Raw genomic sequence first — 26,142 nt, 5'->3', positions numbered from 1 at the left:
GACCTGAATCAACGCGGCATGGCGTCGCATTTTGATCCCGCGCAAACCATGCGCCGTCGGAGTTCCTAGACTGAACATGTCGATCGCGAAGTCCTGCTCACATCGACCGCAGATCGATCACATCGCTACCCAACCTGGAGTGATCCACATGAATGCCCTGACCCGCCTCGATCGAATCGACAACCTGTTTCCAGAGATGTTCCGTCGCTGGGCCCGTCCGATGCAACTGCTCGATGACAACACGTTGCCAATGGACATTCGCGTCGACATCAGCGAAAGCGAAAAGGAATATCTGATCAGCGCCGAGATGCCGGGCGCAAAGAAGGACGACATCCGCGTCACGATCGACGGCAACTATGTGTCCATCGCCGCCGAGATCAAGAAGGAGCAGGAAGAGAAGCACGGGCGCTCGCTGGTGCGCGAGACCTACCACGGCGCCGTCTCGCGCGGCTTCACGCTGGCCAGCGACGTCGACGACAAGGCCGCGGTCGCCAAGCTCGAGGACGGCGTGCTGCGCCTCACGCTTCCCAAGCGCGAAGGCAGCGGTACCCGCACGCTGAAGATCGAGTAGCGGGATCGCCCCGAGGGCGCATCGCACTGATGAACGGCCCGAGGCCTCGCCTCGGCGCCGCCACGCCGGCGCTCGACGCCGTTCATTTCGCCCCGAAGATCTCCTCGCGGATGCGGCGCACCAGATAGCTCGCGCTGCTCAGGTGGCCGACAGCGACGCAAATTGCAATCGCGGCGAAGACCGGGTCCTGGTTGAGGCCGGATTTCGGATCCAGCAGGGCCAGGGCCAGCGCGATGAGAATGAAGATCCACGCCATCGACGCCATGGCGGCGTGCACATAGACCCAGAGGCGCTTCATGGCCGACCTCGCCGCCCGGTGCAGGCACCCGCCAGCAGCACGATCCCCGGATTCGACGGTGCCCGCTTCTTCATTCGACCATCGTGCACCCGCCCTGCACCGGCCGCTTGATGCAGCGCAACCGGCGGCGCGGTCGGCGTGGATCGCCGGCGATCGACCTTCGATTTGCGCGCGATCAAGCCCCCGCCGCGGCACCCGAACTAGCGTAGGGAACCTTCTCCCCGGATGCAGGGCATGTCAATGAGAATCACCATCCACACCGATTCGGCAGCGCCCTGCGAATTGCAGGTTGGCACCGCCCACCATCCGTACCCTGGAGCCCTTCCCGAAGTCGGCCAGACCCTCGTGATCCCGGATGACGCCCCGGTGGACGTGTCCGCCAAGGGGAAGGCCAAGGTCACGAAGATCATCTGGCACTACAACGCGGCGGAGCGCACGCTCTGGCCCGAGATCGTCTGCAAACGATGAGCTGCAGCGGGCCAGGATGGCCGCATCGGCCCGGATCGATCCAGCGCGACGCCTGCTGCGGGATTCCACCAAGGCATGCTCCCGCCCGGTGCGGCGCATACTGACGACAGACCCGCGCCGCCCCCCCGGCCGCGGGCGGCAGCCAGGAGACACGCCTTGCAGCGAACCAACATTGCCAACCCGGCCTATTTCCACAAGGTCGTCGATTGCCAGTACGCCTGTCCGGCGCACACCCCCGTTCCCGAGTACATCCGGCTGATCGCGCAGCGCCGCTACAGCGACGCCTACATGGTCAACTGGGTCTCCAACGTCTTCCCCGGCATCCTCGGGCGCACCTGCGACCGGCCCTGCGAGCCGGCCTGCCGGCGCGGGCGGGTGGAGGAAAGCAACGCCAAGGACCCTGAACCCGTGGCGATCTGCCGGCTCAAGCGGGTGGCGGCCGACATGAAGGACGACGTGCGTTCGCGGATGCCGAAACCGGACCCGAAGAACGGCAGGCGCATCGCCTGCGTCGGCGCGGGGCCGGCCTCGCTGACCGTCGCCCGCGACCTCGCGCCACTGGGCTATGCGGTCACGGTGTTCGATGGCGAAGCCAAGGCCGGCGGCTTCATCCGCACCCAGATCCCGCGCTTCCGGCTGCCCGAATCGGTGATCGACGAGGAGACCGGCTACATCCTCGATCTCGGCGTCGAATTCCGCAGCGGCGAGCGCATCGATTCGATGAAGGCCCTGATGGCGCAGGGCTGGGACGCGATCTTCGTCGGCTGCGGCGCGCCGCGCGGGCGCGACCTGGAGGTGCCCGGCCGCCGGGAAGCCGCGGACAGCATCCACATCGGCATCGACTGGCTGAACTCGGTCTCGTTCGGCCACGTCACGCACATCGGCCGGCGCGTGATCGTGCTCGGCGGCGGCAACACGGCCATGGACTGCTGCCGCTCGGCCCGCCGCCTGGGCGGCAGCGACGTCAAGGTGATCGTGCGCAGCGGTTTCGAGGAAATGAAGGCCTCGCCCTGGGAAAAGGAAGACGCCCAGCACGAGGGGATTCCGATCATCAACTTTCACGTGCCCAAGGCCTTCGTGCACGAGAACGGCAAGCTGCTGGGCATGCGCTTCGAGATCGTCCGCGCCGAATACGACGCCCAGGGCCGCCGCACGCTGGTGCCGACCGGCGAGCCCGAGGTCTTCTTCGAATGCGACGAGGTGCTGGTGGCGGTGGGCCAGGAGAACGCCTTCCCCTGGATCGAGCGCGACTGCGGCATCGCCTTCGACAAGGGAGGAATGCCCCGCGTCGACGAAATGACCTTCCAGTCCTCCCTGCCCCAGGTCTTCTTCGGCGGCGATGCCGCCTTCGGTCCCAAGAACATCATCACGGCCGTGGCGCACGGGCACGAGGCCGCGGTGTCGATCGACCGCCTGCTGCACGGCGAGGCGGTCGAGCGGCGCCCGCCTCCGATGACCAACCTGGTGTCGCAGAAGATGGGCATCCACGAGTGGAGCTACGACAACGACACCTCCAACGACCTGCGCTACAAGGTGCCATGGGCCAAGGCCGAAGCGGCGCTGGCCAGCATCCGCGTGGAGGTCGAGCTGGGCTTCGACGCCGCCACCGCCTTCAAGGAGGCCGAGCGCTGCCTCAACTGCGATGTGCAGACCGTGTTCACCGAATCCGCCTGCATCGAATGCGATGCCTGCGTCGACATCTGCCCGATGGACTGCATCAGCTTCACCGCCAACGGCGGGGAGAGCGACCTGCGCTCCCGGCTCAAGGCGCCGGCGCTCAACCTGGCGCAAGACCTGTACGTGTCGGGCGGACTCAAGACCGGCCGCGTGATGGTCAAGGACGAGGACGTCTGCCTGCACTGCGGCCTGTGCGCCGAACGCTGTCCGACCGGTGCCTGGGACATGCAGAAGTTCCTGCTCGAGATCACGCCGGCCGGGCCGGGCTGCCGCGATGCGCGCATCGCGCCGAAGCAGGGGGTGCCGGCATGAGCGCCGCGCCGGGCCGCCCCAAGCAAGCTCGCGCCGCAGTGCGAAGCACGGAGGTTAGCCAATGAGCGTGGGAAGAATTCGACAGATCGAAGCGGTCAACGACTTCGTCATCAAGTTCGCCAACGTGAACGGCTCTGGCTCGGCCTCGGCCAACGAGCTGTTCGCCAAGGCGATCCTGCGCATGGGCGTGCCGGCGAGCCCGCGCAACATCTTCCCGAGCAACATCCAGGGCCTGCCGACCTGGTACGAGGTGCGCGTGACCGAGAAGGGCCACCTGGGCCGGCGCGGCGGCACCGACATGATGGTGGCCATGAACCCGCAGACCTGGGACGCCGACGTGGCCGAGCTCGAACCCGGCGGCTACCTGTTCTACGACAGCACGCGGCCGCTGCCGCCATCGAAGTTCCGCGACGACATCCGCGTCATCGGCATGCCGCTGACCGAGATCTGCAACGCGGTCTATCACGACCCGCGCCAGCGCCAGCTGTTCAAGAACATCGTCTACGTGGGCGCCCTGGCGGTGCTGCTGGGCATCGAGCCCGAGGTGGTCGAGAAGCTGTTCGGCGAGCAGTACAAGGGCAAGGAGAAGCTGCTGGCCTCCAACGTGCAGGCGCTGAACCTGGGCTGCGACTTCGCGCGCGAGAACCTGCGCGAGCCCGTCGGGCTCCAGGTGCGGCGCGCCGACCGCGTGGGCGACCGGATCTTCGTCGACGGCAACAGCGCCGCCGCGCTGGGCTGCGTGTACGGCGGCGCTACGGTCGCGGCCTGGTATCCGATCACGCCCTCGTCCTCGGTGGCCGAGGCCTTCCAGAAGTACTGCGCCAAGTTCCGCGTCGACCCGGCGACCGGCCAGAACCGCTTCGCCATCGTGCAGGCCGAAGACGAGCTGGCCTCGATCGGCATGGTGGTCGGCGCCGGCTGGAACGGTGCGCGGGCCTTCACGCCGACCTCGGGGCCCGGCATCTCCCTGATGAGCGAGTTCATCGGCCTGGCCTACTTCGCCGAGATCCCGGTCACCCTGATCAACGTGCAGCGCGGCGGCCCCTCCACCGGCATGCCCACGCGCACGCAGCAGGCCGACATCCTGTCCTGCGCCTACGCCTCGCACGGCGACACCAAGCACGTGCTGCTGTTTCCCGAGGACCCGCACGAGTGCTTCGAGCATGCCGCCGCGGCGCTCGACCTGGCCGACCGGCTGCAGACGCCGGTGTTCCTGATGACCGACCTCGACATCGGCATGAACCAGCGCCTGTGCGAGCCCTTCGACTGGGACGACAGCCGGGTCTACGACCGCGGCAAGGTCATGACCGCCGAGGAGCTGGAGGCCGGCCGCGACTTCGGCCGCTACAAGGACGTCGACGGCGACGGCATCCCCTGGCGCACGCTGCCGGGCACGCACCCGACCAAGGGCAGCTTCTTCACCCGCGGCACGACGCGCGACGCCTACGCCCGGTACTCGGAGCGCGGGCCCGACTACATCTACAACATGGAGCGGCTGCTGAAGAAGTTCCGGACCGCCGCCACGCTGGTGCCGCAGCCGGTGCCGCGCCCCGCCGCCGAGAAGACCGGCCTGGGCGTGATCTACTTCGGCTCGACCAGCCCCGCAATGCACGAGGCGCTCGAGGAACTGGAAGCGCGCGGCATCCACCTCGACGCGCTGCGGCTGCGGGCCTTCCCGTTCCCGGACAGCGTGACGCAGTTCCTGGCGCAGCACCGACAAGTGTTCGTGGTCGAACAGAACCGCGACGCGCAGATGCGCAGCCTGGTGGTCAACGAGCTGGACATCGACCCCGCGCGTTTGATCCGCGTGCTGCACTTCGACGGCACGCCGATCACGGCGCGCTTCATCGTCGAAGCGATCAGCGCGCACGTCCGGGCGCATGCGCCCCGCGCCACCGAACCCAAGGAAGCCGCATGACCTACCTCGCCAAGCCCCGGCTGCACCACCCGACGCTGGCCACCAACAAGGTCGGCTACACGCGGCGCGACTACGAAGGCAAGATCTCGACGCTGTGCGCCGGCTGCGGCCACGATTCGATCTCGGCCGCCATCATCGAGGCCTGCTGGGAGCTCGACATCGAGCCGCATCGCGTGGCCAAGCTCTCGGGCATCGGCTGCAGTTCCAAGACGCCGGACTACTTCCTCGGTGCCTCGCACGGCTTCAACACCGTGCACGGGCGCATGCCCAGCGTGCTGACCGGCGCCAACCTGGCCAACCGCGACCTGCTGTACCTGGGTGTCTCGGGCGACGGCGACTCGGCCTCCATCGGCCTTGGCCAGTTCGCCCACGCGATGCGGCGCGGCGTGCGCATGGCCTACATCGTCGAGAACAACGGCGTCTACGGCCTGACCAAGGGCCAGTTCTCGGCCACGGCCGACCAGGGCTCGAAGAGCAAGAAGGGGGTGGTCAACACCGACAGCCCGGTCGACCTGGTCGCCATGGCGCTGCAACTGGGCGCCAGCTACGTCGGACGCGGCTTTTCGGGTAACAAGGCGCAACTTGTGCCACTGATCAAAGGCGCGATCAGCCACGGCGGCTCGGCCTTCATCGACGTCATCAGCCCCTGCGTCGCCTTCAACAACCATCCGGGCAGCACCAAGAGCTACGACTACGTGCGGGAACACAACGAGGCCGTGAGCCGCATCGACTTCATCAGCGCGCGCGACGAGATCACGGTCGACATGGCGCCGGGCGAGGTGCTGGACGTGCGCCAGCACGACGGCACCCTGCTGCGGCTGCGCAGCCTGCACGCCGGCTACGACCCCGGCGACCGCTACGCCGCCATGGCCCACATGCAGCGGCACCAGGAGATGGGAGAGGTCGTGACGGGGCTGCTCTACGTCGATCCGCTGGCCACCGACCTGCACACGGCGCTGAACACCAGCGACCGGCCGCTCAACACGCTGGGCCCGGCCCAGCTCTGCCCCGGCGCGAAGGCGCTCGACCGACTCAACGACGCCTTGCGCTGAACCGCTCCCAGCGGCACCATAGCGCTTCCTTCGGAGGGCGGACCATGGCCGAACGCACTGTTTTCCAGTCGATCTCGCGCAAGCACGTGACCAGCCTGGGCCCCCAGGCCAGCGCGCGCGATGCCGCCTGCGTGATGACGCGCGCCAACTGCGGCAGCGTGCTCGTCATGGAGCCGCCGGACACCCTGCTCGGCATCCTGACCGAGCGCGACCTGATGACGCGCGTGCTGGCCCGGGGGCTCGATCCCGATCGCACCGCGGCGCGCGAGGTCATGACACCCAACCCGATCTGCGTGGCGCCGGATACGCTGGTGTCCGATGCCGTCGTGCTGATGCTCGAGCGCGGCTTCCGGCACCTGCCGCTGGTGTCGGGCACGAGGATTCTCGGCGTGTTCTCGATGCGCGACGCGCTGCCGCGGGAGATCGGCGCGGCGCTCAGCCAGGCGGAGTTCAACGAGCAGGTGAACGACGTGCTGGGTTAGGGCGCAGGCGCCCCCAGCAGCTTCGCGGTGCGTTCGACGCCCGCCTGATTCCTGGCCGCCAGCGCCACGTCGCGGGCCCTTGTCCAATAGTCCTTGGCAACCTCCGGCTTGTCGGCCGAAGCCTGGCCCAGCAACAGCAGGTCCTGGTAGATCTTCTCGCTCGCTCCGGCCGCCTTGTCCATCTTCAAGGCTTCGGCAAGCGGCGCCGCCGCCGCCGCAGGCGTCCGCATCGCGATGTAGGCACTGCCTTGCAGGCGCAGCGCGTTGGCCTTCTCGAGAGCGTCGTCCTTGGCCAGCGCGCCGTGGGCCTGCTGCGCGAGTCGCAGTCCTTCCTCGGGGCGCCCGGCATTCAGCGCCAGGTAGGCCTTCAGGTTGAGGATCTTGCCGCGGACGCTGCAGCTGCTGCCGCAGAGTGCGGCGGCCCGATCGAGCGACTGGCCGGCGCTGGCGACATCGGTCGGCTGCAGGGCCATCGCGCGACGCAACGCGGCTTCGGCGCGCCGGTCCTTGCTGAACGCCAGGCGGGGCTCGTCCTGCACGAGGTCCAGCTGCTTCAGCGCCTCGTCCCGGCGGCCCATGCCCAGATAGACCATCGACAGGTTGAGCCGCGTGGCTGCGATGGCATCGTCGTCCTCGATCGATTGCTCGACCGCCAGCGCCTGCTCGAAGAACGCCAGCGCGCGCGGCAGGTCGCCGGCCTTGTAGCGGTCCATGCCCTGCGTGTTGTAGCCCTGGGCCCGGATGTCCGCAGGCGAGCGCACCGGTGGCGACGAGCAGGCCGCCAACAGGCCCATCGCGGCGACACAGACGGCGCAGGCGATCAGTCTCAGTGCGCGCCTCATGGGGTCTCCCCCGGCAGCGGCAGCCCGCCGATGCTGTCGATCGGCAGCGACTGCGGCGTGGTCGACGTGCCGGTCAGCCAGCTGATCGGCCAGGTCTGGCGGGCATTGCTCACCATCTGGTTGGTCTGCGTCGCCGCGGCCTGGACCTGGTCGAGCACGCCGGGCAGCTTTTCGCCAGCCTGCGCCGCCATGGCCTGCAGCTCGGCGCTGGCCTGCTGCGAAGTGGCCGCGGCCTGCTGCACCTTGTCGATCACCGCAGGCGCGGCTTGCGCCACGACCTCGAGGGTCTGACCGGCCTTGTGAATCGTTGCCGCCGCACCGCTCTCGATGGTCTTCACGGCCTGCTGCGTCTGCTGGAGCACCTCGACGGTCTTCTCGGCGAGCGCGGGCATCTTGCCCACCACCTCCTGGCCGGCCTTCAGCGTCTGCTGGAAGCTGCCGTCCGGGTCGGTCAGGCTCTCGGCCAGCTTGCGCGCATCGGCGATCGCCGGCAGCAGCGCCGCCTGCAGCGCCTGCACCATCTGGCCGCCTTCCCTGCCGCGTTCGAATGCCAGCACGTCACCGGATTCGACCGCCTGGGCGCCGCCGCGCGGGGGCACCAGGTCGATCGCCGGCTTGCCGGTCGCGCTGTCCTGGACCAGCCGGGCTCGGGTTCCCTTCGGAATTTGCGCCATGTGCTCGCGCCCGATGCCCAGCTCGACCCGGGCGCCGCGGTCGCCGGACTGCGCCACGGCCAGCCCGATGCCACGGATCCTGCCGATCACCACGCCATGGGTCGTCACCGGCATGCCCTCGGCCATGCCGGCCGCGTCGGGCACCTCGACGTAGAGCCGGTCCTGGCGGCTGAACAGGCCCTGCTGGTGGGCGATGAAGGCCAGCAGCGCCGCGATGGCCAGGACCAGGAGGGCGATGGCGGGAAACGCCCAGCGCCTGGGGTCGGGTTGTGGCATTGAGATCCTCCGTCGATCGACAGTGAGAGGACAGCACGGTAGCAGGCCTGCCCGCCCTGCGCATCTTCGACTCTAGGCTGGCGCAGCGGAATCGCGGTATGGGACCAAAGGCGTAGAGGTGGAGCGGCGCACCAAAGCCGAACGCCGCCGGACCATCCGAATGCTCCGTTTTGGACCATTTGGTCAAAACGATGCATGGAAATCGATGCAAGCCGTTGATTTCCAAAGGATTTGCCTTGGCACGGTCTGTGCAATCCCCAGCGCAGACATTCCATTCAAGTCCCAGGAGTCCCCCATGAACGTCGGCATCTTCATCCCCATCGGCAACAACGGCTGGCTGCTGTCGGAGAACGCTCCGCAGTACAAGCCGAGCTTCGAACTCAACAAGCGGATCACGCAGCGCGCGGAGCACTACGGCATGGACTTCGTGCTGTCGATGATCAAGCTGCGCGGCTTCGGCGGCAAGACCGAGTTCTGGGACCACAACCTCGAATCCTTCACCCTGATGGCCGGCCTGGCCGCCGTGACCACGAAGATCAAGCTGTTCGCCACCGCCGCATCGCTGGTGATGCCGCCGGCGATCGTCGCGCGCATGGCCTCGACCATCGACTCGATCTCGAACGGCCGCTTCGGCCTCAACCTGGTGACCGGCTGGCAGCGCCCCGAGTACTCGCAGATGGGCATGTGGCCGGGCGACCAGTTCTTCGGCACCCGCTACGCCTACCTGTCCGAATACATCCAGGTGCTGCGCGACCTGTGGGGCAAGGGCCAGTCCGACTTCAAGGGCGAGCACTTCAAGATGGACGACTGCCGACTGAGCCCGCGGCCGCAGGTCGACATGAAGGTGATCTGCGCCGGCCAGAGCGATTCCGGAATGGCGTTCTCCGCCAAATACGCCGACTACAACTTCTGCTTCGGCAAGGGGGTGAACACGCCCAAGGCTTTTGCGCCCGCCGCCGAGAAGCTGATCGACGCCACCAAGAAGACCGGCCGCCACGTCACCACCTACGTGCTGATGATGGTCATCGCCGACGAGACCGACGAGGCCGCGCGTGCCAAGTGGGAGCACTACAAGGCCGGCGCCGACCACGAGGCGATCGCGTGGCTCGGCGCACAGGGCGCCGCCGACACCCAATCCGGCGCCGACACCAACGTACGACAGATGGCCGACCCGACCTCCGCCGTCAACATCAACATGGGCACGCTGGTCGGCTCGTATGCCAGCGTCGCGCGCATGCTCGACGAAATGGCCGAGGTGCCGGGCACCGAGGGCGTGCTGCTGACCTTCGACGATTTCGTCCAAGGCATCGAAGCCTTCGGCGAGCGCATCCAGCCGCTGATGAAGAGCCGCGTGGGCGCCGACACCCCGGTGCCGACGCAGGCAGCGCCGCAAGCCCTTGCGGCCTGAACCGAAACGGAGTCGCCATGACCACGCCCACCAGCACCCCCCGCAATACCACCCTCAGCTCCACCACGCCGGTCGGCGTGCCCAACGCGCCGGGCGCGCCCGCGCCGCTGGTACTGCCCGCGCGCCCCGAACCGCTGGCGCTGCACACCGCCAACTCGGCCCTGATCGTGGTCGACATGCAGAACGCCTATGCGTCGATCGGCGGCTACGTCGACACGGCCGGCTTCGACATCTCGGGCGCGCAGGGCGTGATCGACAACATCGCGCGCAGCATCGCCGCTGCGCGCGCGGCCGGCATGCGGGTCGTGTTCCTGCAGAACGGCTGGGACGCGGCGTACGTCGAAGCCGGCGGCCCGGGCTCGCCCAACTGGTACAAGTCGAACGCGCTCAAGACCATGCGCAAGAAGCCCGAGCTGCAAGGCAAGTTCCTCGCCAAGGGCGGATGGGACTACGAACTGATCGACGCGATGAAGCCGCAGCCGGGCGACATCGTGATCCCCAAGACGCGCTACAGCGGCTTCTTCAACAGCACGCTCGACAGCACGCTGCGCGCGCACGGCATCCGCAACCTGGTGTTCACCGGCATCGCGACCAACGTCTGCGTGGAGTCGACGCTGCGCGACGCCTTCCACCTCGAGTACTTCGCCGTGATGCTCGAGGACGCCACGCACGAGCTCGGCGGCGAAGCGATCCAGAAGGCGGCGGTCTACAACGTCGAGACCTTCTTCGGCTGGGTCTCGACGGTCGACGACTTCTGCCGCACCTTCGCGCCGCGCGCCGCCGTCCAACCCGCCGCGGCCGAAGCCGCCACTGCCTGATTCCAATCCAAGAAGGAAAAACCATGCCCAAGCAAGCCATCATCCCGCCCGGAACCACCACCCCGATCGCGCCCTTCGTGCCCGGCACCATGGCCGACGGCGTCGTCTACGTCTCGGGCACCCTGCCCTTCGACAAGGACAACAACGTGGTGCACGTCGGCGACGCCACGGCGCAGACCCGGCATGTGCTCGAGACCATCAAGAGCGTCATCACCACCGCCGGCGGCACCATGGACGACGTCACCTTCAACATGATCATGATCAAGGACTGGGCCGACTACGCCAAGGTCAACGCGGTCTACGCCGAGTACTTCCCGGGCGTGAAGCCGGCGCGCTACTGCATCCAGTGCGGCCTCGTGAAGCCCGATGCGCTGGTCGAGATCGCCTCGATCGCGCACGTTGGCAAGAAGGCCTGAGCATGCCGCTGCATTTCGAGGTGCACGGACCGGCCGGGGGCGACGCGGTGCTGCTGTCGTCGGGCCTCGGCGGCTCGGCCGGCTTCTGGCAGCCGCAGCTCGGCGCGCTGCTCGCCGCCGGCCACCGCGTGATCGCCTACGACCAGCGCGGCACGGGACGCAGCCCCGCCGCGCTCGCCGAGGGCTATGCGATCGCCGACATGGCGCGCGACCTGATCGAGATCATGGACGCGACGTCGACGCCGCGCTGCCACCTGGTGGGCCATGCGCTGGGCGGCCTGGCGGGCCTGCAGCTGGCGCTTGACGCGCCCTCGCGGGTCGCCAGCCTGGTGCTGGTCAACGCGTGGTCCCGGCCCGATTCGCATTCGGCGCGCTGCTTCGACGCCCGCCTGGCCTTGCTCGGCGCCTGCGGCGCGCGCGCCTATGTCGAGGCGCAGCCGATCTTCCTGTACCCGGCCGCCTGGTGCGCCGAGCATGCGCAGCGCGTCGCCGACGAGGTCGAGCATGCGCATGCGCACTTCCCCGGCGAGGCCAACATGCGCGCGCGCATCGCGGCGCTGCGCGCCTTCGACGTCGATGCACGCCTGGCGGACATCGCCGCGCCGACGCTGGTCGCGGCCGCCACCGACGACGTGCTGGTGCCCTGGACCTGCTCGCAACGCCTTGCGCACGGCCTGCCGAACGCCACGCTGGACCGCGTGCCGCACGGCGGCCATGCGCACAGCGTGACCGACCCCGAAACCTTCAACCGCAGCTTGCTCGCGTTCCTCTCCCGCGTGACGGCACCCGAAAGCACACCATGACCCCCAACCTGGATGACACCGCGCTGGCGACCCTCTTCTCCGAAGCCCGTTCGCACAACGGCTGGCGCGCGGAGCCCGTTTCCGACGCCGTGCTGCGGCAGCTGTACGAGCTCGCCCGCATGGGCCCGACCTCGGCCAACTGCTCGCCCGGCCGCTTCGTCTTCGTGCGCACGCCGGAGGGCAAGCAGCGCCTGGCCCCGGCCTTGTCGAAAGGCAATCTCGAGAAGACCCTGACCGCACCCGTGACCGTGATCGCCGCCTGGGACAAGGCCTTCTACGAGGAACTGCCGAAGCTGTTCCCGCACGGCGACGCGAAGAGCTGGTTCACGGGCAGCCCCGAGCTCGCCCACGAGACGGCGTTCCGCAACGGCACGCTGCAAGCGGCCTACCTGCTGCTTGCCGCCCGCTCGCTCGGGCTCGACGCGGGCCCGATGTCGGGCTTCGACAAGGCCAAGGTGGATGCCGCGTTCTTCGCCGGCAGCACATGGACCGCCAACTTCCTCATCAACCTCGGCCACGGCGATGCCTCGAAGGTGTTCGGCCGCCTGCCGCGCCTCGATTTCAAAGACGCCTGCACGCTGGCCTGAGCACGGCCGAACCTGTCCACGGAGTACCGACCATGTTGACCGCCCGCGTGCCTGCCGCTGTATCCAACGCCGCCGCCCCCGACAGCCCGGACCGGGTGCTCGAAAAGACCGACTACCGCAACGCGATGTCGCGCCTGGGCGCGGCGGTCAACATCATCACCACCGACGGCCCGGCCGGGCGCGCCGGCTTCACCGCCTCCGCGGTGTGCAGCGTGACGGACGAGCCGCCCACGCTGCTGATCTGCCTCAAGCGCACGGCGTCGGTGTACCCCGCGTTCCAGGCCAACGCCGTGCTGTGCGTGAACGTGCTCGCGGCCGGCCAGCAGACGCTGTCCGGCGTCTTCGGCGGCAAGACGCCGATGGACGATCGCTTTGCCGCGGGCCGCTGGCGCACCGGCGCCACGGGTTCGCCCGTGCTCGAAGGCGCGGCCGCGTCCTTCGACTGCCGGGTCGTGCGCAGCACCAGCGTCGGCACCCACGACGTGCTGTTCTGCGAGGCCGTGGCGATCGCGCTGGGCGACACCGCGCACGGCCTGATCTACTTCGACCGGCGCTACCACGACATCGTGGCCCAGCCGCACTGATGCCCTCAGGCCGGGGCGCTACGACGGCGCCGAGACGCCTTCGAGGACGATGCGCTGGACGTTCGCCACCGCCTGCTCGAAGAAGGCCGGATCGTCGAGCGTGCGGCCGGTGATGGCCTGCACCTGGACACCGAAATCGGCGTAGTGCTGGGTGGTGGCCCAGAGCGCGAAGATCAGGTGGTGCGGGTCGACGGGCGCCAGCTTGCCGGCGGCCACCCAGTCACGGATGACCTCCGACTTGCGGTCGACCAGGTCGCGCAGTTCGCGCCCGAGTTCGTCGCGCAGGAGTGGTGCGCCCTGGATCATCTCCAGGCAGAACAGGCGCGACGCATCGGGCTGGTCGCGCGAGATCACGAGCTTGCGCCGGATGTAGTCTGCGATGGCTTCGCGCGGGTCCTGGTCGGCATGGAAGCCGCGCAGCGGCTCGAGCCATACGGCGAGCAGATCGCGCAGCACCGACACATACAGCTCTTCCTTGTTGGCGAAGTAATAGAGCAGGTTGCTCTTCGACACGTCGGCGCGCGCCGCGACCTGGTCGACGCTGGTGCCATGCAGGCCGAAGCGCGAGAACAGCCCCAGGGCGGCGGCGAGGATCACGCTGCGCTTGTCCTCGATCTGGCGCAGGCGCCGGCTCACGGCGGCCGGACTGCGCGGCACCGGCGTCCGTTTCGCGATGACGCGTTGCGACGCCTTGGCCTTGCCCGGCTTCGCCACCGCCGTTCCCTTGCGCGTCGTGGCCGTTCGCCCGCCCGGTGTCTTTGGCATGTGCTGCTGCTTTCCTCGTGTGTTGTCGGATGTCGTGCGCAGTTCGCTTGCACGAGCCGTACCCGCGCATCGCCCCGGGCTGGACCATGCGGCGCACCAACGCGAGGCACATGCACGCGCAATCGGGCGCCGCGCCGTCGCAGCCTACCGTATTTGTCCATTTGGTCCAACTGGCATGGACGTTGCATGTCGTGCTGCGCAACGCGCCCACCCTGCGTTGTTCAAGGATTGACGCATGACACTCTTGTCCGTTCCGATCATCGACCTGGCGCCCTACTTCGCGGCCACGCCCGAAGGCAAGGCCGAAGTCGCGCGCAAGGTCGAGGAGGCCTGCCGCGGCATCGGCTTCCTCGTCATCACGAATCACGGGATCTCGCAGGAATTGATCGCGCGCGTGTCGGCCGTGTCGCGCGAGTTCTTCGCGCTGCCGCTGGCCGAGAAGCGCAAGGTCGACCGGCCGCGCGACGATGCGGTGCGCGGCTACAGCGCGGTCGGCGAGGAAGGCCTGTCGTACAGCCTCGAAGAAGCGGCACCCGGCGACCTGAAGGAATCGTTCTCGATCGGCCCGGCCAAGGTGCCGAACGACGCGTACCACCGCGGCGAGGCGGCCGGCCCGCACTTCGAGCCCAACGCCTATCCGCCGCTGCCGGGCTTCCAGGCCGCGTACGACGCGTACTTCGAGGCGATGAGCGAGCTGTCGCGTTCGCTGATGCGCATCTTCGCGCTGGCCCTGAAGCTGCCCGAGAGCTTCTTCGACGACAAGATCGACAAGCACATCAGCATGTTCCGCGTGCTGAGCTATCCGCCCCAGACCGAGGCGGCGCTGCCCGGCCAGCTGCGCGCCGGCGCCCACAGCGACTACGGCAGCCTGACCGTGGTGCTGCCCGACGACAAGGGCCTGCAGGTGTTCAACAAGGCGGGCCAGTGGGTCGACGTGCCGCTCGTCGAAGGCGCCCTGGTGGTCAACATCGCCGACCTGATGATGCAGTGGACCAACGACCAGTGGGTGTCGACGCTGCACCGCGTCGTGAACCCGCCGCCGGACATCGCCAACACCAACCGCCGCCAATCGCTGGTGTTCTTCCACCAGCCCAACTACGACGCCATGGTCGAGTGCCTGCCGAGCTGCCTGGCGCCCGGCGAACAGCCGAAGTACGCACCGGTCAGCTCGGGCGACCACCTGAAGTCGAAGTTCGTCAAGCAAACCACCTTCGGCGGCACCAAGGCCCCTATCGCCTGACATGAAACGCCCCCACGCTCATCGCTTCGCGTATCGCTGCCCCCCGAGGGGGTGCTCAGTGCCCTTCGGGCGGCCGGGCGGGCACTGACATGCCCCATCTCTCCTACGTCAACGTCTTCGCGAAGGACGTGGTCGCGCTCAGCGGCTTCTACCAGCGCGTGTTCGGCTTCGCCGAAATCGAGGCGATCCGCTCGCCGATCTTCCGCGGCCTGGACACCGGCCGCTCGAGCCTGGGCTTCAACGCGCACGACGCCTACGGCCTGCTGCAGCTGTCCGAGTTCTCGGACACGCGCGGCGTCAAGTTCCTGCTGAACATCGACGTCGACGCGCAGGCCGACGTCGACCGCATGGTGCCGATCGCCGTCGAGGCCGGCGCCACGCTGATCAAGGCGCCCTACGTCACCTATTACGACTGGTACCAGTCGGTGTTGCTCGACCCCGAGGGCAACGTGTTCCGGATCAATTTCATGATGAAAGGTCAGAGCGATGTTGCGTAAATCGATTCCCTGCGCCGTGGCGCTGCTGCTGGCGGGCATGGCCCTGGCCGGCCCGGCCGTGGCCGCCGACGGCTTCACCCTCAAGGGCAAGCCCAAGATCGCGATGCTGTACTTCGGCCCGAAGAACGACGGCGGCTGGACGCAGGCCTTCGACGAGGCGCGCATCAAGGTCGAGAAGGAAACCGGCGAGAAGATCCAGTTCGTCGAGAACGTGCCCGAAGACGCGTCGGCCATCAAGCCGGCCGCCGAGAAGTTCATCCAGCGCGGCGCCAACATCATCATCGGCACCGCCTTCGGCTATTCGGACAGCTTCAAGGAGCTCGCGGCCAAGTACCCCGACGTCGCTTTCCTCAACGGCTCGGGCACCACCAACGGCAGCAACCTCGAATCCTTCTACGGCCGCACCTACGAGAGCCAGTACCTGTGCGGCATGGCCGCTGGCGCGGCCTCGAAGACCGGCAAGCTCGGCTTCGTCGCGGCCAACCCCTTCGGCGTCGTCAACTGGACCATCAATGCCTTCGCGCTCGGTGCGCAGAAGATGAACCCCAACGCCACCGTCAACGTGATCTACACCGGCGCGTGGAACGATCCGGTCAAGGAGCGCGCGGCCGCGGCGGCGCTGATCGACCAGGGCGCCGACGTGATCGGCCAGCACGTCGACAGCCCGACGCCGCAGATCGTGGCGCAGGAACGCGGCGTGTACGGCACCGGCCACCATCGCGACCTGCGCCAGTTCGCGCCCAAGGCGACCCAGTGCTCATCGGTCTGGGTGTGGGACAAGTTCCTCACGCCCGAGCTGAAGAAGGTCATGGCCGGCAACTGGAAGCCGTCGCAATACGGCGCCTTCATCGAGATGAAGGACGGCGGCACCGACATCGCCGGCTTCGGCACCGCGGTGCCCAAGGACAAGGCCGCCGCCATCGCCGCCGAGCGCGATGCCATCCTGAAGGGCAAGCAGGTCTACGCCGGCCCGCTGGCCGACCGCGACGGCAAGGAGCGCGTCGCCAAGGGGGCCGTGCTGTCGGATGCGGAGCTCTGGAAGATGGACTGGTTCGTCAAGGGCGTCGTCACGCAGAAGTAACGCGGAAGTGACCTCGAACTGACAGGGATCTCGTGCAGACCGCGCTCCAGCTCATCGGCATCGGCAAGTCCTTCGACGGCTTCAGGGCCCTGATCGACGCCGACTTCAGCGCCCGCTGGGGCGAGGTGCACGCCCTGCTCGGCGAGAACGGCGCCGGCAAGTCCTCGCTGATGAACATCGCGGCCGGCCTCTATGCGCCCGAGTCCGGCCAGATGCGGGTCGACGACAACCCGGTGCAGCTCGGCGGCCCGCGCGATGCGGCGCTGCACCGCATCGGCATGGTGCACCAGCACTTCAAGCTGGTGAAGCCTTTCACCGTGGCCGAGAACATCCTGCTCGGCCATCCATTGGCGTCGGGCGAGGGCAGCCACCGCAAGCGGCTGGCGGCGCTCGAGGCGCAGATCGAGGCCAAGGCCGACGCGCTGGGCTTCTCGATCGATCCGCGGCAGCGCACCGAGCGGCTGTCGATCGCCGAGCAGCAGCGCGTCGAGATCCTCAAGGTGCTGCTGGCCGGCGCGCGCATCTTGATCCTCGACGAGCCCACGGCCGTGCTGACCGACCAGGAGGCCGAGCGCCTGCTGTCGACCGTGCACGCGCTGTCGCGCAGCGGCGCGGCCGTGATCCTCGTCACCCACAAAATGGCCGATGTCAAGACCTACGCCGACCGCGTGACCGTGATGCGCGGTGGCCGCACCGTGAGGACGGTCGACCCGAAGGCCATTGCCGTCCGCGAGCTGGTGCAGCTCACGGTCGGCGAGTCGCTCGCGCCGCCGCAGCACGCGCGCGCCACGTCCGGCGCGGCCCGGCTCAGCGTGCGCGGACTGCGCTCGACGGCACATGGCGGACGGCCCGCGCTCGACGGCGTCGACCTGACGCTCAACGCCGGCGAGATCTACGGGCTGGCCGGCGTCGGCGGCAACGGCCAGAGCGAGCTCGCGGCCGCGCTGATGGGGCTCGACGACGCCATCGAGGGCGACATCACGCTGCAGGACTTCGGCGACCTCAAGCAAGCCACGACCTCACAGCGGCGCGCCCTGCGGTTCGCGGCCATTCCGGCCGACCGCTATGGCGCCGCGCTCGCGGGCGGGCTGTCGGTTGCCGAGAACTTCGGCATCGGACAGGTGCACGATGGCCGCTACGGCTCGGTGTTCCGGCTCGACACGAAGCGGCTCGCGGCCGATGCGAAAGCCGCGGTCGCGCAGTTCGACGTGCAGGGCGTGCGCAACCTCGGCCAGAAGGCCGCCCTGCTGTCGGGCGGCAACGCGCAAAAGCTGGTGCTGGCGCGCGAGTTCGGCCGTGCGCCGCGCGTCGTGCTGGCGCACAGCCCGAGCCGCGGGCTCGACGTTCGCGCCGGCGCCGAGGTGCATGCGCGGCTGCTCGCCGCACGCGACGCCGGTGCGGCCGTGCTGCTGATCAGCGAGGACCTCGACGAAGTGCTCGCGCTCGCGGACCGCGTCGGCGTCATGACGCGCGGACGCATCGTCGCGGAATTCACCCAACCCGCCGACCGCCAGCAGGTCGGCCAGGCGATGGTCGACCATGGCTGAACCGATGACCCTCCACGCCCCCGCCGCACCGGGACATGGCGCCGTGCGCCGCCCCGGGTCCAGCCGGCGTTTCGCGCTCGAAATTCGCCAGCAGATGGGCTGGCCGCGGCAGGCGCTGATCCTCGCCGCCTCGCTGCTGGTCGGCATGGCCCTCTCGGCCGCGATCCTGGTCGGTGCCGGCGTGCCCGCGAGCGAGCTGCTCGACGAGTTCGTGACGCAGACGCTGTTCGACCTGCAGAGCCTGCAGGCGGTGCTGTTCCAGGCCGCGCCGATGATCCTGGTCGGCATCGCGGCTTCGATGGCTTTCCGGGCCCGCTTCTGGAACCTCGGGCTCGAGGGCCAGATGATCTGGGGCGCGATCGGCGCCACCGCGATCTCCTTCTACGACATCGGCCCGCCCGCGGCGCGGCTGCCGCTGATGCTGGGGGTCGCGATCGCGCTCGGCATGCTGTGGGCGCTGGCGCCCGCGCTGCTCAAGCTGCGGCTCGGCGTCAACGAGATCATCTCGTCGCTGATGCTCAACTACATCGCGGGCAACTTCCTGCTGCACCTGGTGTACGGCGCATGGAAGGACCCGAAGGATTCGTTCCCCTACTCGCCGCAGTTCCGCGCCTTCGAGCGACTGCCCGAATGGTTCGGCAACGTCAGCACCGCGGCCATCGGGCTGGCGCTGGCCGTGGCGCTGCTCGCGTGGTGCTTCGTCGGCATCAGCCGCGCCGGGCTGTACCTGCGCTTCGTCGACGCCAATCCGCGCATGGCCCATGCGGTCGGCGTGCCGGTGCGCAAGATGATCCTCGCGGCGGTGTTGCTGTCGGGCGCGTTGTCGGGCATCGCGGGCTTCGTGGTGGTGGCGGGGCAGGAGGGCCGGCTGACCCAGGCCTTCTACAACGGCTACGGATTCTCCGGCATCCTGATCGCGTTCCTGGCGCGCAACAACCCGCTGGCGGCGACGGTGGTGGCGCTGCTGGTCGCGGCGCTGTTCGTCGCCGGGCGCAACCTGCAGGTCTTCTATCAGATCCCGTTCTCGATGGTGCAGCTGATCCAGGCGATCGTCGTGATCTGCGTCGCCTCGTCCGACTTCTTCATTCGCCACCGCCTGCGCGCGGTGGTCGGCAAGGCCGCGTGATGGATGCGCTCTCGATCGCCCTCAACTGGCTGGCCAACACACCCGACTTCGCGGTGCCCTATGCACTCGCCGCACTCGGCCTGATCGTCTGCGAACGTGCCGGCGTGCTGTCGCTCGGCGCCGAAGGCCTGATGCTGGTCGGCGCGCTGGCTGGCATCGGCGCGCAACTGGTCTTCGGCGAGGCCGCCGTGTCGCTGCTGATCGCGATGCTGGCGGCCGCCGTGGTGTCGCTGCTGTTCGCGGCGATGGTGATCTGGCTGCGCGTCAACCAGGTGATCGCGGGGCTCGCGCTGGTGTTCTTCTGCCAGGGCCTCACCGCGCTGGTCGGCACCCTCGCCGACTGGACCAACAAGGCGACGGCGGGCATCGGCTCCGTCGCACTGTGGCCGCTGTCGGCGCTGCCGGTGGCGGGCCGCCTGTTCCAGCAGAACGCGCTGGTGTGGCTCACGCTGCCGATCTTCGTCGCGGTCACCTGGTTCCTGATGCGCACCAGCACCGGCCTGCGATTGCGCGCGGTCGGCGAGAACCCGCAGGCCGCCGACGCCGCCGGCATCCCGGTGTCGGCCTATCGCTTCGCGGCCGTGCTGGCGGGTTCCGCGCTGGTCGGCCTGGCCGGCGCCTACATCTCGGTGGTCAGCACCAAGCTGTGGATCGCGGGCATGACCGGCGGTCGCGGCTGGATCGCGGTCGGCCTCGTGATCTTCGCGCGCTGGTCGCCATGGAAGGCGCTGGCCGGCGCGGTGCTCTTCGGCTGCATCGAGGCCCTGATCCCGCAGATGGCCGCGGCCGGCGTGCAACTGCCGCAGTACTTCGTGCAGATGACACCCTACGCCGTGACGCTCGGCGTGATGGTATGGGTCGCGCTGGCACGGCGCGGCGGCGAAGGCGAGCCCGGCGCGCTCGGCGTGCCCTACGTGCGCGAGGAGCGGCGATGAGAGCCTATGTCTACGAGAAGCCGCGCGAGCTGGGCGACGCCTTCGACGATTACCTCGACCCGGCCAGCACCGCCGTGGTCTCGATCGACATGCACCGCGGCCACCTCGACGAAGGGCCGGACTGCCCGTGCCCGGCGCCGCGTGCGCGCGACGTGGTGGCGCCGATCGACGCCTTCCACGACCGCGCCCGTGCGCTGGGCGTGCGCATCGTGCACGTCAAGTCGGTGCTGCGGGCCGACGGCAGCGACGACCTCGGCGGCATTCCGGCCGCATGGCGGCGCACCTTTGCGCTTCACGTCGGCGAGATCCCGAATGCCGACGCCCACGCACTCGAAGGCAGTCGCTGGACCGAATGGGTGACCCGCGTCGAGCCCGGCGACATGCGGGTCGAGAACAAGCGCCGGCTGTCGGCCTTCTACCCGACCGACCTCGACTTCCTGCTGCGCAACCAGGGCATCAAGACCGTCGTGCTGAACGGCGGCTTCACCGACTGCTGCGTGTTGAACACCGCCTTCGACGCCAACAACCACAACTACCGCGTGATCGTRCTGCGCGACCTGGTGCGCGGCACCGACGACCACCTCGAGGCCGCGGCGCTCAGCATGGTGTCGCTGCACCTCGGGCTGGTGGTCGATTCGCGCGACCTGCTGGCGCAGTGGCAGCAGAGCCTTTCCTTCTAGCCCCTCGCCCTTGCGGACCTTGCCATGACTTCCATCCCCCTCATCGACCTCGGCGGCAACATCGATCCGCGGGCGCCCGCCGCGCGCGATGCCGCCGCCAACCTATACGACGCCCTGAGCAGCATCGGCTTCGCCTACATCGCGGGCCACAACGTGAGGCCGGCCTCGCGCGACGCGGCCTTCGACGCCTCGCGCGAGTTCCACGCCTCGCCGCTGGCGCGCAAGCAGTCGATCGCGATCAACGGCTTCCATCGCGGCTACATGGGCATGGCGACCTCGACCATCGTGACCTCGTCGGTGGCCAAGGTCACGCGGCCCAACGTGAGCGAGTCGCTGATGCTGATGCACGAACTGCCGCCCGACGATCCTGGCCTGCTCGCCGGCCTGCCGCTGCAGGGCCCCAACCAGTGGCCGGACTGGATCCCGGACTTCAGGCCGAGAGTGGAGAACTACATCGCCGAGGTCGACGCGCTGGGCCGCTACATCGTGCAGCTCATCGCGATGAGCCTCGGCATGCCCGCGCACGCGCTCGACCACTACTTCGACAAGCCGACCACCTTCCTGCGGCTGCTGCACTACCCGCCGCAGCCGCCGGTGCAGGACGAGCAGATGGGCTCGGCGCCGCACACCGACTACGGCGTCATCACGCTGCTGGCCCAGGACAATGCCGGCGGCCTGCAGGTGCGCCCGCGCGGCGGCGACTGGATCGAGGCCCCACCGATCCCGAACACCTACGTGCTCAACGTCGGCGACATGCTCGCGCGCTGGACCAACCAGCGCTTCGTGTCGACGCCGCATCGCGTCATCAACCGCTCGGGCGGCGACCGCTACTCGCTGCCCTACTTCCTCGACCCCGGCATGGACGCGCTGATCGAGTGCCTGCCGACCTGCACCGACGACGCCCATCCGCCGCTGTACGAGCCGGTGCACTACGGCGACTACCTGCTCGACCGGCTCAACCGCAACTACGACTACCGCCGCGCACCCGCCCCCGGCACCGTCGAAGCCTGATTCATCCCACTCTTGCCGAAAGCCCCAATGAACGCACCGCTCAATCGTCGCGAAACGCTTCTTCGCAGCCTGGCCGCCGCCACCGCGCTCGGCCTGCCGGGCCTGTCCGCCTTTGCCGCCTCGCCGCTGGTCGTCAACACCTACGGCGGCCGCTGGGAGAAGTTCTGGCGCAGCGACCTGCTGCCGATGTTCGAGAAGGCCGGCGGCGTGCAGCCCACGCTCGACGTCGGCCTGGGCAAGAACTTCATCGCCAACCTTCGCGCGGCCGGCATCGAGAAGCCGCCCTACAGCGTGCTGATGGTCAACGAGAACATCGCCAGCGTGGTGCGCGACGAAGGCTACTTCGAGCCGATCCCGCTGTCCAAGGTGCCGAACCTCGCCAACGTCTTTCCGAACCTGCGCAACCCGGGCGACAACGGCGTGCGCGGCATCGTGTCGACCATCGGCATCGGCTACCGCAAGGACCTGGTGAAAACGCCGCCCAAGTCGTGGACCGACCTCTGGACCAACCCGGAGTTCAAGGGAAAGATCGGCCTCTACCAGATCGGCAACACGGCCGCGATGCTGTTCCTGCTGATGACCGCCAAGATCTACGGCGGCTCGCAGGACGCCATCGACCGGGCCTTCGTCGAGATCAAGAAGCTGCTGCCCTTCACGCAGGCCGACTGGAGCGGCACGCTGTCGACCATGCTCACCCGCGGCGACGTCACGGTCGCGGTGATCGACTTTCCGGAGATCGTGGCGCTCAAGAAGAAGGGTGTGCCGGTCGAGATGGTGGTGCCGACCGAAGGCGTCGTGGCCTTCGAGCAGTCCTTCAACATCCTCAAGAACGCGCCCAACAAGGAGGACGCGTACAAGTACCTCAACTTCATCCTGCAGCCCGAGGTGCAGCTGATGATGGCCAAGGAGTTCTACACCTCGCCCACCAGCACCAAGGTGCAGCTGCCGGCCGAGCTGATGGCCGAGGTGCCGGTTAGCGGCAAGGCGATGGCGTCGATCGTCGGCTTCGACTGGAGCAAGGTGAACCCGCAACTGCCCGCCATCACCGACCGATGGAACCGGGAGATCAAATGAGCGCGGTGATGCCCGCCGGCGCGCTGCCGGCTGCCGCCGATGCCGCGGCCGCGATACGCCCGCGCCGCATGACGCGGCTCAGCTTGCGCGGTCTGCGCAAGGGCTTCCAGTCGATGACCGCGATCCACGCGCTGGAGCTCGACACCGAGCCCGGCGAGTTCATCTCGCTGCTGGGGCCCAGCGGCTGCGGCAAGACCACCACGCTGCGCTGCGTCGCCGGTTTCGAGTACCCCGACCAGGGCGAGGTCCTGCTCGACGGCGAGGACATCACCGACCTGCCGCCGGAGCGCCGCGACATCGGCATGGTGTTCCAGAACTACGCGCTCTTCCCGCATCTCACGGTGCGCCGCAACCTGGCCTTCGGCCTCGAGATGCGCAAGGTGCCGAAGGCCGAGATGGCGCGCCGCATCGACGCCGTGCTGGCGATGGTGCAGCTCGCGAGCATGGCCGAGCGCTATCCGCGCCAGCTCTCGGGCGGCCAGCAGCAGCGCGTGGCGCTGGCGCGCGCGCTGGTGATCGAGCCGCGCCTGCTGCTGCTCGACGAGCCGCTGGCCAACCTCGACGCCGTGCTGCGCGAGGACATGCGGGTGTTCATCCGCGAACTGCAGAAACGCATCGGCATCACCACGCTCTACGTGACGCACGACCAGGCCGAGGCGATGGTGATGTCCGACCGCGTGGCCGTGATGCTCGGCGGCAGGCTGCAGCAGTTCGACGTGCCCGAGGCGATCTACCTGCGCCCGCGCAGCGTCGACGTGGCGCGCTTCATCGGCCGCTCGAACCTGATCGAGGGCCGCGTGCATTCGATGCTGCCCGGCGAGAACGGCTTCCTGCGCTATCGCGTCGAGACCTCGATCGGTGCGGTCGAGGCCGAATTCGACCAGCCGCTGGCGCCGGGCCGCGCGGTGCACGTCACGATCCGGCCCGAGGCGATCCACTTCGACGGCCGCGGTCCGTTCCAGGGGCGGGTCAGCAGCAGCTACTTTCTCGGCAGCAGCGTCGAGCACACGCTGCAGTGCGGCGACGGCCTGTCGCTGCTGGTGCAGACCGCGCCGGGCCAGCGCGTGGCGGCCGGCGCGGCCAGCGGCATGCGCTTCGAGCCCGGCCACGCCTGGATCATCGCGGGGAACGAATGAGCGCCGCGCCGGGCCGCCCCAAGCAAGCTCGCACCCCCTCGGGGGGCAGCGAGGACACGAAGTGCCGAGCGTGGGGGCCGCAATGAGCGCGGCCATCGCTTCCTCGGTGCCCGTGCCGCGGCCGGCACGCACCGTGCCGCTGGCGCGCCGCGCCTTCTGGCTGATTGCACCGGCGCTGGTGCTGATCGGCGTCTTCCTGGTGCTGCCCTACCTCAACATCGTGCTGATGAGCCTGCGCCCGCCGGCCGTCGGCGCGCCCTACGGCGCCGGTTTCACCCTCGGCAACTACGGCCGTGCGCTGAGTGACGGCTACCTGCTGGGCGTGCTCGCCGACACGCTGCTGCTCGGACTGACGGTCACGCCGATCTGCCTGCTGCTCGGCTACCCGGTGGCGTACCACCTGGCGCGCACGAGCTCCCGCTGGGGCAGCGTGCTGTACGTGCTGGTGCTGTCGCCGCTGCTGGTCGGCGTGGTGGTGCGCAGCTTCGGCTGGCTGATCCTGCTGTCGGGCAACGGCGTCGTCAACCGCGTGCTGCTCGACCTCGGGCTGGTCCAGACCGGCCTGCAGCTCATGAACAACCGGCTGGGCGTGACCATCGCGCTGGTGCACGTGTTCCTGCCCTTCATGATCCTGCCGCTGGTCGGCGTGATCCAGAGCATCGACCCGTCGCTCGAATCGGCCGCGCGCTCGCTCGGCGCCTCCCGGCTCAAGGTGTTCTGGCGGCTGGTGCTGCCCTTGTCCTGGCCCGGCATCCAGGCCGGCACCATCCTGGTCTTCGTGCTCTCGCTGAGCGCCTACGTGACGCCGGTGATGCTCGGCGGCGCGCAGGTCAAGACGATGTCGGTGCTGGTGGTGCAGAACCTGATCGACAACTTCCAGTGGCCCGCGGGCGCGGCGCAGGCGCTGGTGCTCACGGCTTGCGGCATGCTGGCGGTGGCGCTCTATGCCAGGTTGACCGGGCGATTCATGAAGGGGCTGGCATGAACCGGCGCGCACCGCTTTCGCAGCGCGTGGCGGACGGCTTCGGCCTGCTCTACGTCGGCGCGGTCTACGTCTTCCTGCTGCTGCCGATCGCGATCATCGTGCTGATGTCGCTCAATGCCGGCGAGTTCATGACCTTCCCGCCGCAAGGCATCTCGCTGCGCTGGTTCGGCGCGCTGTTCGCCAACGAGGCCTTCATGCGCGCGATCCGCACCTCGCTGATTCTGGCGGCCATCGCGACGCTCATCTCGTCGGTCATCGGCATCGCCGGCGCGCTCTACGTGGTGCGCCATGCGCAGCGCCTGCGCGAGCCCTTGCGCATGCTGCTCATGATGCCGCTGATGCTGCCCGAGATCCTCACGGCGATCGCGCTGCTGTTCTTCCTGTACGCGAGCGGCATCGGCACGCGCACGATGTTCGGACTGGTCGTCGGCCACGTGCTGGTGACCCTGCCCTACGTGTTCACCAACGTGGCGTCGGCGCTCTACAACCAGGACGCATCGCTGGAGCAGGCCGCGCGCAGCCTCGGCGCCTCGCCGTGGCGCGCCTTCGTGCGCGTGACGCTGCCGCTGATCAAGCCGGGGATCATCACCGGCGCGCTGTTCGCCTTCGTGATCTCGTTCGACCTCTTCAACATGTCGCTGCTGCTCAAGGGCATCGGCATGACGACGCTGCCGCTGCAGCTCTTCGACTACCTGCGCTGGGACTTCGACCCGACGGCCGCCGCGGTGTCGACGGTCAGCATCCTTCTGACGCTGGTGGTGGTGGTGTGGGTCGACCGCACCGTGGGCCTGCGCACGCTGCGCTTCGGCTGAGGTCGCCCGGGCGCGCGGACGCACCGACGCGACGGCGCGGCGGTGCGGCGGTGCGGCGGCGCGGCGG

28 protein-coding genes are annotated in these 26,142 nt (G+C 68.7%); 24 read left to right on the top strand and 4 right to left on the bottom strand.

Annotated elements, in window-relative coordinates; translation table 11 throughout:
* Positions 1-148: 148 nt before the first annotated feature.
* Positions 149-571: an Hsp20/alpha crystallin family protein gene (locus tag AC1D2E_RS22355; RefSeq protein WP_478199424.1), complete on the top strand. Its 423-nt coding sequence runs from the start codon at positions 149-151 to the stop codon at positions 569-571.
* Between the two features lie 82 nt (positions 572-653).
* Here AC1D2E_RS22355 and AC1D2E_RS22350 read toward each other — a convergent pair whose 3' ends face one another.
* Entirely contained in the window at positions 654-869 is a 216-nt protein-coding gene (locus tag AC1D2E_RS22350; RefSeq protein WP_478199423.1) for a hypothetical protein, read from the bottom strand.
* A 234-nt stretch (positions 870-1,103) separates the two neighbouring features.
* Here AC1D2E_RS22350 and AC1D2E_RS22345 point away from each other — a divergent pair, with 234 nt between their 5' ends.
* From AC1D2E_RS22345 to AC1D2E_RS22325, 5 genes are all read left to right on the top strand, one after another.
* Entirely contained in the window at positions 1,104-1,337 is a 234-nt protein-coding gene (locus tag AC1D2E_RS22345; protein ID WP_478199422.1) for a hypothetical protein, read from the top strand.
* Between the two features lie 156 nt (positions 1,338-1,493).
* Positions 1,494-3,326, top strand: coding sequence for an FAD-dependent oxidoreductase (locus AC1D2E_RS22340; RefSeq protein WP_478199421.1), 1,833 nt, complete (start codon positions 1,494-1,496; stop codon positions 3,324-3,326).
* A gap of 61 nt (positions 3,327-3,387) precedes the next feature.
* The gene (locus tag AC1D2E_RS22335; RefSeq protein ID WP_478199420.1) at positions 3,388-5,244 is read left to right on the top strand and encodes a 2-oxoacid:acceptor oxidoreductase subunit alpha; all 1,857 of its coding nucleotides are present in this window, start codon (positions 3,388-3,390) and stop codon (positions 5,242-5,244) included.
* A complete protein-coding gene (locus tag AC1D2E_RS22330) occupies positions 5,241-6,296 on the top strand; it encodes a 2-oxoacid:ferredoxin oxidoreductase subunit beta (RefSeq protein WP_478199419.1) in 1,056 nt (351 codons plus the stop codon). Before AC1D2E_RS22335 ends, AC1D2E_RS22330 begins: the two co-directional genes overlap by 4 nt.
* Positions 6,297-6,340: 44 nt before the next feature.
* Positions 6,341-6,778: a CBS domain-containing protein gene (locus AC1D2E_RS22325; RefSeq protein ID WP_478199418.1), complete on the top strand. Its 438-nt coding sequence runs from the start codon at positions 6,341-6,343 to the stop codon at positions 6,776-6,778.
* Here the strand turns inward: AC1D2E_RS22325 and AC1D2E_RS22320 are convergent.
* Positions 6,775-7,620, bottom strand: coding sequence for a tetratricopeptide repeat protein (locus tag AC1D2E_RS22320; protein ID WP_478199417.1), 846 nt, complete (start codon positions 7,618-7,620; stop codon positions 6,775-6,777). The genes AC1D2E_RS22325 and AC1D2E_RS22320 overlap by 4 nt on opposite strands.
* Complete coding sequence (locus AC1D2E_RS22315; RefSeq protein WP_478199416.1) at positions 7,617-8,570, bottom strand: MlaD family protein; 954 nt, start codon at positions 8,568-8,570, stop codon at positions 7,617-7,619. Before AC1D2E_RS22315 ends, AC1D2E_RS22320 begins: the two co-directional genes overlap by 4 nt.
* A 295-nt stretch (positions 8,571-8,865) precedes the next feature.
* Between AC1D2E_RS22315 and rutA the strand changes: the two genes are divergently transcribed.
* Genes rutA through rutF form a run of 6 tightly spaced genes read left to right on the top strand, consistent with a single transcriptional unit; the run spans position 8,866 to position 13,186 of the window.
* Positions 8,866-9,978: a pyrimidine utilization protein A gene (gene rutA, locus AC1D2E_RS22310; RefSeq protein ID WP_478199415.1), complete on the top strand. Its 1,113-nt coding sequence runs from the start codon at positions 8,866-8,868 to the stop codon at positions 9,976-9,978.
* Positions 9,979-9,995: 17 nt separating this feature from the next.
* Positions 9,996-10,796, top strand: coding sequence for a pyrimidine utilization protein B (gene rutB / locus AC1D2E_RS22305; protein WP_478199414.1), 801 nt, complete (start codon positions 9,996-9,998; stop codon positions 10,794-10,796).
* 23 nt (positions 10,797-10,819) lie between these two features.
* A complete protein-coding gene (gene rutC, locus AC1D2E_RS22300; RefSeq protein WP_478199413.1) occupies positions 10,820-11,212 on the top strand; it encodes a pyrimidine utilization protein C in 393 nt (130 codons plus the stop codon).
* A gap of 2 nt (positions 11,213-11,214) precedes the next feature.
* Positions 11,215-12,015, top strand: a complete 801-nt coding sequence (gene rutD, locus AC1D2E_RS22295) for a pyrimidine utilization protein D (protein ID WP_478199412.1) — start codon at positions 11,215-11,217, stop codon at positions 12,013-12,015.
* On the top strand, positions 12,012-12,602 hold the full coding sequence (locus tag AC1D2E_RS22290) for a malonic semialdehyde reductase (protein WP_478199411.1): 591 nt from the start codon (positions 12,012-12,014) through the stop codon (positions 12,600-12,602). The genes rutD and AC1D2E_RS22290 overlap by 4 nt, the downstream gene beginning before the upstream one ends.
* Before the next feature lie 32 nt (positions 12,603-12,634).
* Positions 12,635-13,186 carry an NADH-dependent FMN reductase RutF gene (rutF, locus tag AC1D2E_RS22285; protein WP_478199410.1) on the top strand — a complete coding sequence of 184 codons (552 nt, stop codon included), beginning with the start codon at positions 12,635-12,637 and terminating at the stop codon, positions 13,184-13,186.
* A gap of 18 nt (positions 13,187-13,204) precedes the next feature.
* On the opposite strand, the gene rutR is transcribed toward rutF, so the two are convergent.
* A complete protein-coding gene (gene rutR / locus AC1D2E_RS22280) occupies positions 13,205-13,951 on the bottom strand; it encodes an HTH-type transcriptional regulator RutR (protein ID WP_478199409.1) in 747 nt (248 codons plus the stop codon).
* A gap of 235 nt (positions 13,952-14,186) precedes the next feature.
* Here rutR and AC1D2E_RS22275 point away from each other — a divergent pair, with 235 nt between their 5' ends.
* From AC1D2E_RS22275 to AC1D2E_RS22220, 12 genes are all read left to right on the top strand, one after another.
* Positions 14,187-15,191 (top strand): isopenicillin N synthase family dioxygenase, encoded by a 1,005-nt coding sequence (locus AC1D2E_RS22275; RefSeq protein ID WP_478199408.1) that lies wholly within the window; start codon positions 14,187-14,189, stop codon positions 15,189-15,191.
* 89 nt (positions 15,192-15,280) lie between these two features.
* On the top strand, positions 15,281-15,688 hold the full coding sequence (locus tag AC1D2E_RS22270; RefSeq protein ID WP_478199407.1) for a VOC family protein: 408 nt from the start codon (positions 15,281-15,283) through the stop codon (positions 15,686-15,688).
* Positions 15,678-16,769 (top strand): BMP family ABC transporter substrate-binding protein, encoded by a 1,092-nt coding sequence (locus AC1D2E_RS22265; protein WP_478199406.1) that lies wholly within the window; start codon positions 15,678-15,680, stop codon positions 16,767-16,769. The genes AC1D2E_RS22270 and AC1D2E_RS22265 overlap by 11 nt, the downstream gene beginning before the upstream one ends.
* A gap of 32 nt (positions 16,770-16,801) precedes the next feature.
* A complete protein-coding gene (locus AC1D2E_RS22260) occupies positions 16,802-18,316 on the top strand; it encodes an ABC transporter ATP-binding protein (RefSeq protein ID WP_478199405.1) in 1,515 nt (504 codons plus the stop codon).
* Between the two features lie 4 nt (positions 18,317-18,320).
* Positions 18,321-19,442 (top strand): ABC transporter permease, encoded by a 1,122-nt coding sequence (locus AC1D2E_RS22255; protein ID WP_478199404.1) that lies wholly within the window; start codon positions 18,321-18,323, stop codon positions 19,440-19,442.
* Positions 19,442-20,377, top strand: a complete 936-nt coding sequence (locus tag AC1D2E_RS22250; protein ID WP_478199403.1) for an ABC transporter permease — start codon at positions 19,442-19,444, stop codon at positions 20,375-20,377. The genes AC1D2E_RS22255 and AC1D2E_RS22250 overlap by 1 nt, the downstream gene beginning before the upstream one ends.
* Complete coding sequence (locus AC1D2E_RS22245) at positions 20,374-21,057, top strand: cysteine hydrolase family protein (protein ID WP_478199402.1); 684 nt, start codon at positions 20,374-20,376, stop codon at positions 21,055-21,057. Before AC1D2E_RS22250 ends, AC1D2E_RS22245 begins: the two co-directional genes overlap by 4 nt.
* 24 nt (positions 21,058-21,081) lie before the next feature.
* A complete protein-coding gene (locus AC1D2E_RS22240; protein ID WP_478199401.1) occupies positions 21,082-22,068 on the top strand; it encodes an isopenicillin N synthase family dioxygenase in 987 nt (328 codons plus the stop codon).
* A gap of 27 nt (positions 22,069-22,095) precedes the next feature.
* On the top strand, positions 22,096-23,142 hold the full coding sequence (locus AC1D2E_RS22235) for an ABC transporter substrate-binding protein (RefSeq protein WP_478199400.1): 1,047 nt from the start codon (positions 22,096-22,098) through the stop codon (positions 23,140-23,142).
* A complete protein-coding gene (locus AC1D2E_RS22230; RefSeq protein WP_478199399.1) occupies positions 23,139-24,278 on the top strand; it encodes an ABC transporter ATP-binding protein in 1,140 nt (379 codons plus the stop codon). The genes AC1D2E_RS22235 and AC1D2E_RS22230 overlap by 4 nt, the downstream gene beginning before the upstream one ends.
* A gap of 82 nt (positions 24,279-24,360) precedes the next feature.
* Complete coding sequence (locus AC1D2E_RS22225) at positions 24,361-25,263, top strand: ABC transporter permease (protein ID WP_478199398.1); 903 nt, start codon at positions 24,361-24,363, stop codon at positions 25,261-25,263.
* On the top strand, positions 25,260-26,075 hold the full coding sequence (locus AC1D2E_RS22220; protein ID WP_478199397.1) for an ABC transporter permease: 816 nt from the start codon (positions 25,260-25,262) through the stop codon (positions 26,073-26,075). The genes AC1D2E_RS22225 and AC1D2E_RS22220 overlap by 4 nt, the downstream gene beginning before the upstream one ends.
* Positions 26,076-26,142: the final 67 nt, after the last annotated feature.

This window comes from Variovorax sp. P1_H2 (assembly GCF_056405295.1).
This window is presented reverse-complemented; position numbering and strand designations above follow the sequence as displayed.

Coding starts and splice junctions, on each gene's coding strand:
- rutA (WP_478199415.1), top strand. CDS start 8,866: ATGAACGTCGGCATCTTCATCCCCATCGGCAACAACGGCTGGCTGCTG.
- AC1D2E_RS22235 (WP_478199400.1), top strand. CDS start 22,096: ATGAACGCACCGCTCAATCGTCGCGAAACGCTTCTTCGCAGCCTGGCC.
- AC1D2E_RS22250 (WP_478199403.1), top strand. CDS start 19,442: ATGGATGCGCTCTCGATCGCCCTCAACTGGCTGGCCAACACACCCGAC.
- AC1D2E_RS22320 (WP_478199417.1), bottom strand. CDS start 7,620: ATGAGGCGCGCACTGAGACTGATCGCCTGCGCCGTCTGTGTCGCCGCG.
- AC1D2E_RS22265 (WP_478199406.1), top strand. CDS start 15,678: ATGTTGCGTAAATCGATTCCCTGCGCCGTGGCGCTGCTGCTGGCGGGC.
- AC1D2E_RS22290 (WP_478199411.1), top strand. CDS start 12,012: ATGACCCCCAACCTGGATGACACCGCGCTGGCGACCCTCTTCTCCGAA.
- AC1D2E_RS22220 (WP_478199397.1), top strand. CDS start 25,260: ATGAACCGGCGCGCACCGCTTTCGCAGCGCGTGGCGGACGGCTTCGGC.
- rutR (WP_478199409.1), bottom strand. CDS start 13,951: ATGCCAAAGACACCGGGCGGGCGAACGGCCACGACGCGCAAGGGAACG.
- AC1D2E_RS22350 (WP_478199423.1), bottom strand. CDS start 869: ATGAAGCGCCTCTGGGTCTATGTGCACGCCGCCATGGCGTCGATGGCG.
- AC1D2E_RS22335 (WP_478199420.1), top strand. CDS start 3,388: ATGAGCGTGGGAAGAATTCGACAGATCGAAGCGGTCAACGACTTCGTC.
- rutF (WP_478199410.1), top strand. CDS start 12,635: ATGTTGACCGCCCGCGTGCCTGCCGCTGTATCCAACGCCGCCGCCCCC.
- AC1D2E_RS22240 (WP_478199401.1), top strand. CDS start 21,082: ATGACTTCCATCCCCCTCATCGACCTCGGCGGCAACATCGATCCGCGG.
- AC1D2E_RS22345 (WP_478199422.1), top strand. CDS start 1,104: ATGTCAATGAGAATCACCATCCACACCGATTCGGCAGCGCCCTGCGAA.
- AC1D2E_RS22225 (WP_478199398.1), top strand. CDS start 24,361: ATGAGCGCGGCCATCGCTTCCTCGGTGCCCGTGCCGCGGCCGGCACGC.
- AC1D2E_RS22230 (WP_478199399.1), top strand. CDS start 23,139: ATGAGCGCGGTGATGCCCGCCGGCGCGCTGCCGGCTGCCGCCGATGCC.
- rutB (WP_478199414.1), top strand. CDS start 9,996: ATGACCACGCCCACCAGCACCCCCCGCAATACCACCCTCAGCTCCACC.
- AC1D2E_RS22355 (WP_478199424.1), top strand. CDS start 149: ATGAATGCCCTGACCCGCCTCGATCGAATCGACAACCTGTTTCCAGAG.
- AC1D2E_RS22275 (WP_478199408.1), top strand. CDS start 14,187: ATGACACTCTTGTCCGTTCCGATCATCGACCTGGCGCCCTACTTCGCG.
- AC1D2E_RS22325 (WP_478199418.1), top strand. CDS start 6,341: ATGGCCGAACGCACTGTTTTCCAGTCGATCTCGCGCAAGCACGTGACC.
- rutD (WP_478199412.1), top strand. CDS start 11,215: ATGCCGCTGCATTTCGAGGTGCACGGACCGGCCGGGGGCGACGCGGTG.
- AC1D2E_RS22255 (WP_478199404.1), top strand. CDS start 18,321: ATGACCCTCCACGCCCCCGCCGCACCGGGACATGGCGCCGTGCGCCGC.
- AC1D2E_RS22270 (WP_478199407.1), top strand. CDS start 15,281: ATGCCCCATCTCTCCTACGTCAACGTCTTCGCGAAGGACGTGGTCGCG.
- AC1D2E_RS22315 (WP_478199416.1), bottom strand. CDS start 8,570: ATGCCACAACCCGACCCCAGGCGCTGGGCGTTTCCCGCCATCGCCCTC.
- AC1D2E_RS22330 (WP_478199419.1), top strand. CDS start 5,241: ATGACCTACCTCGCCAAGCCCCGGCTGCACCACCCGACGCTGGCCACC.
- rutC (WP_478199413.1), top strand. CDS start 10,820: ATGCCCAAGCAAGCCATCATCCCGCCCGGAACCACCACCCCGATCGCG.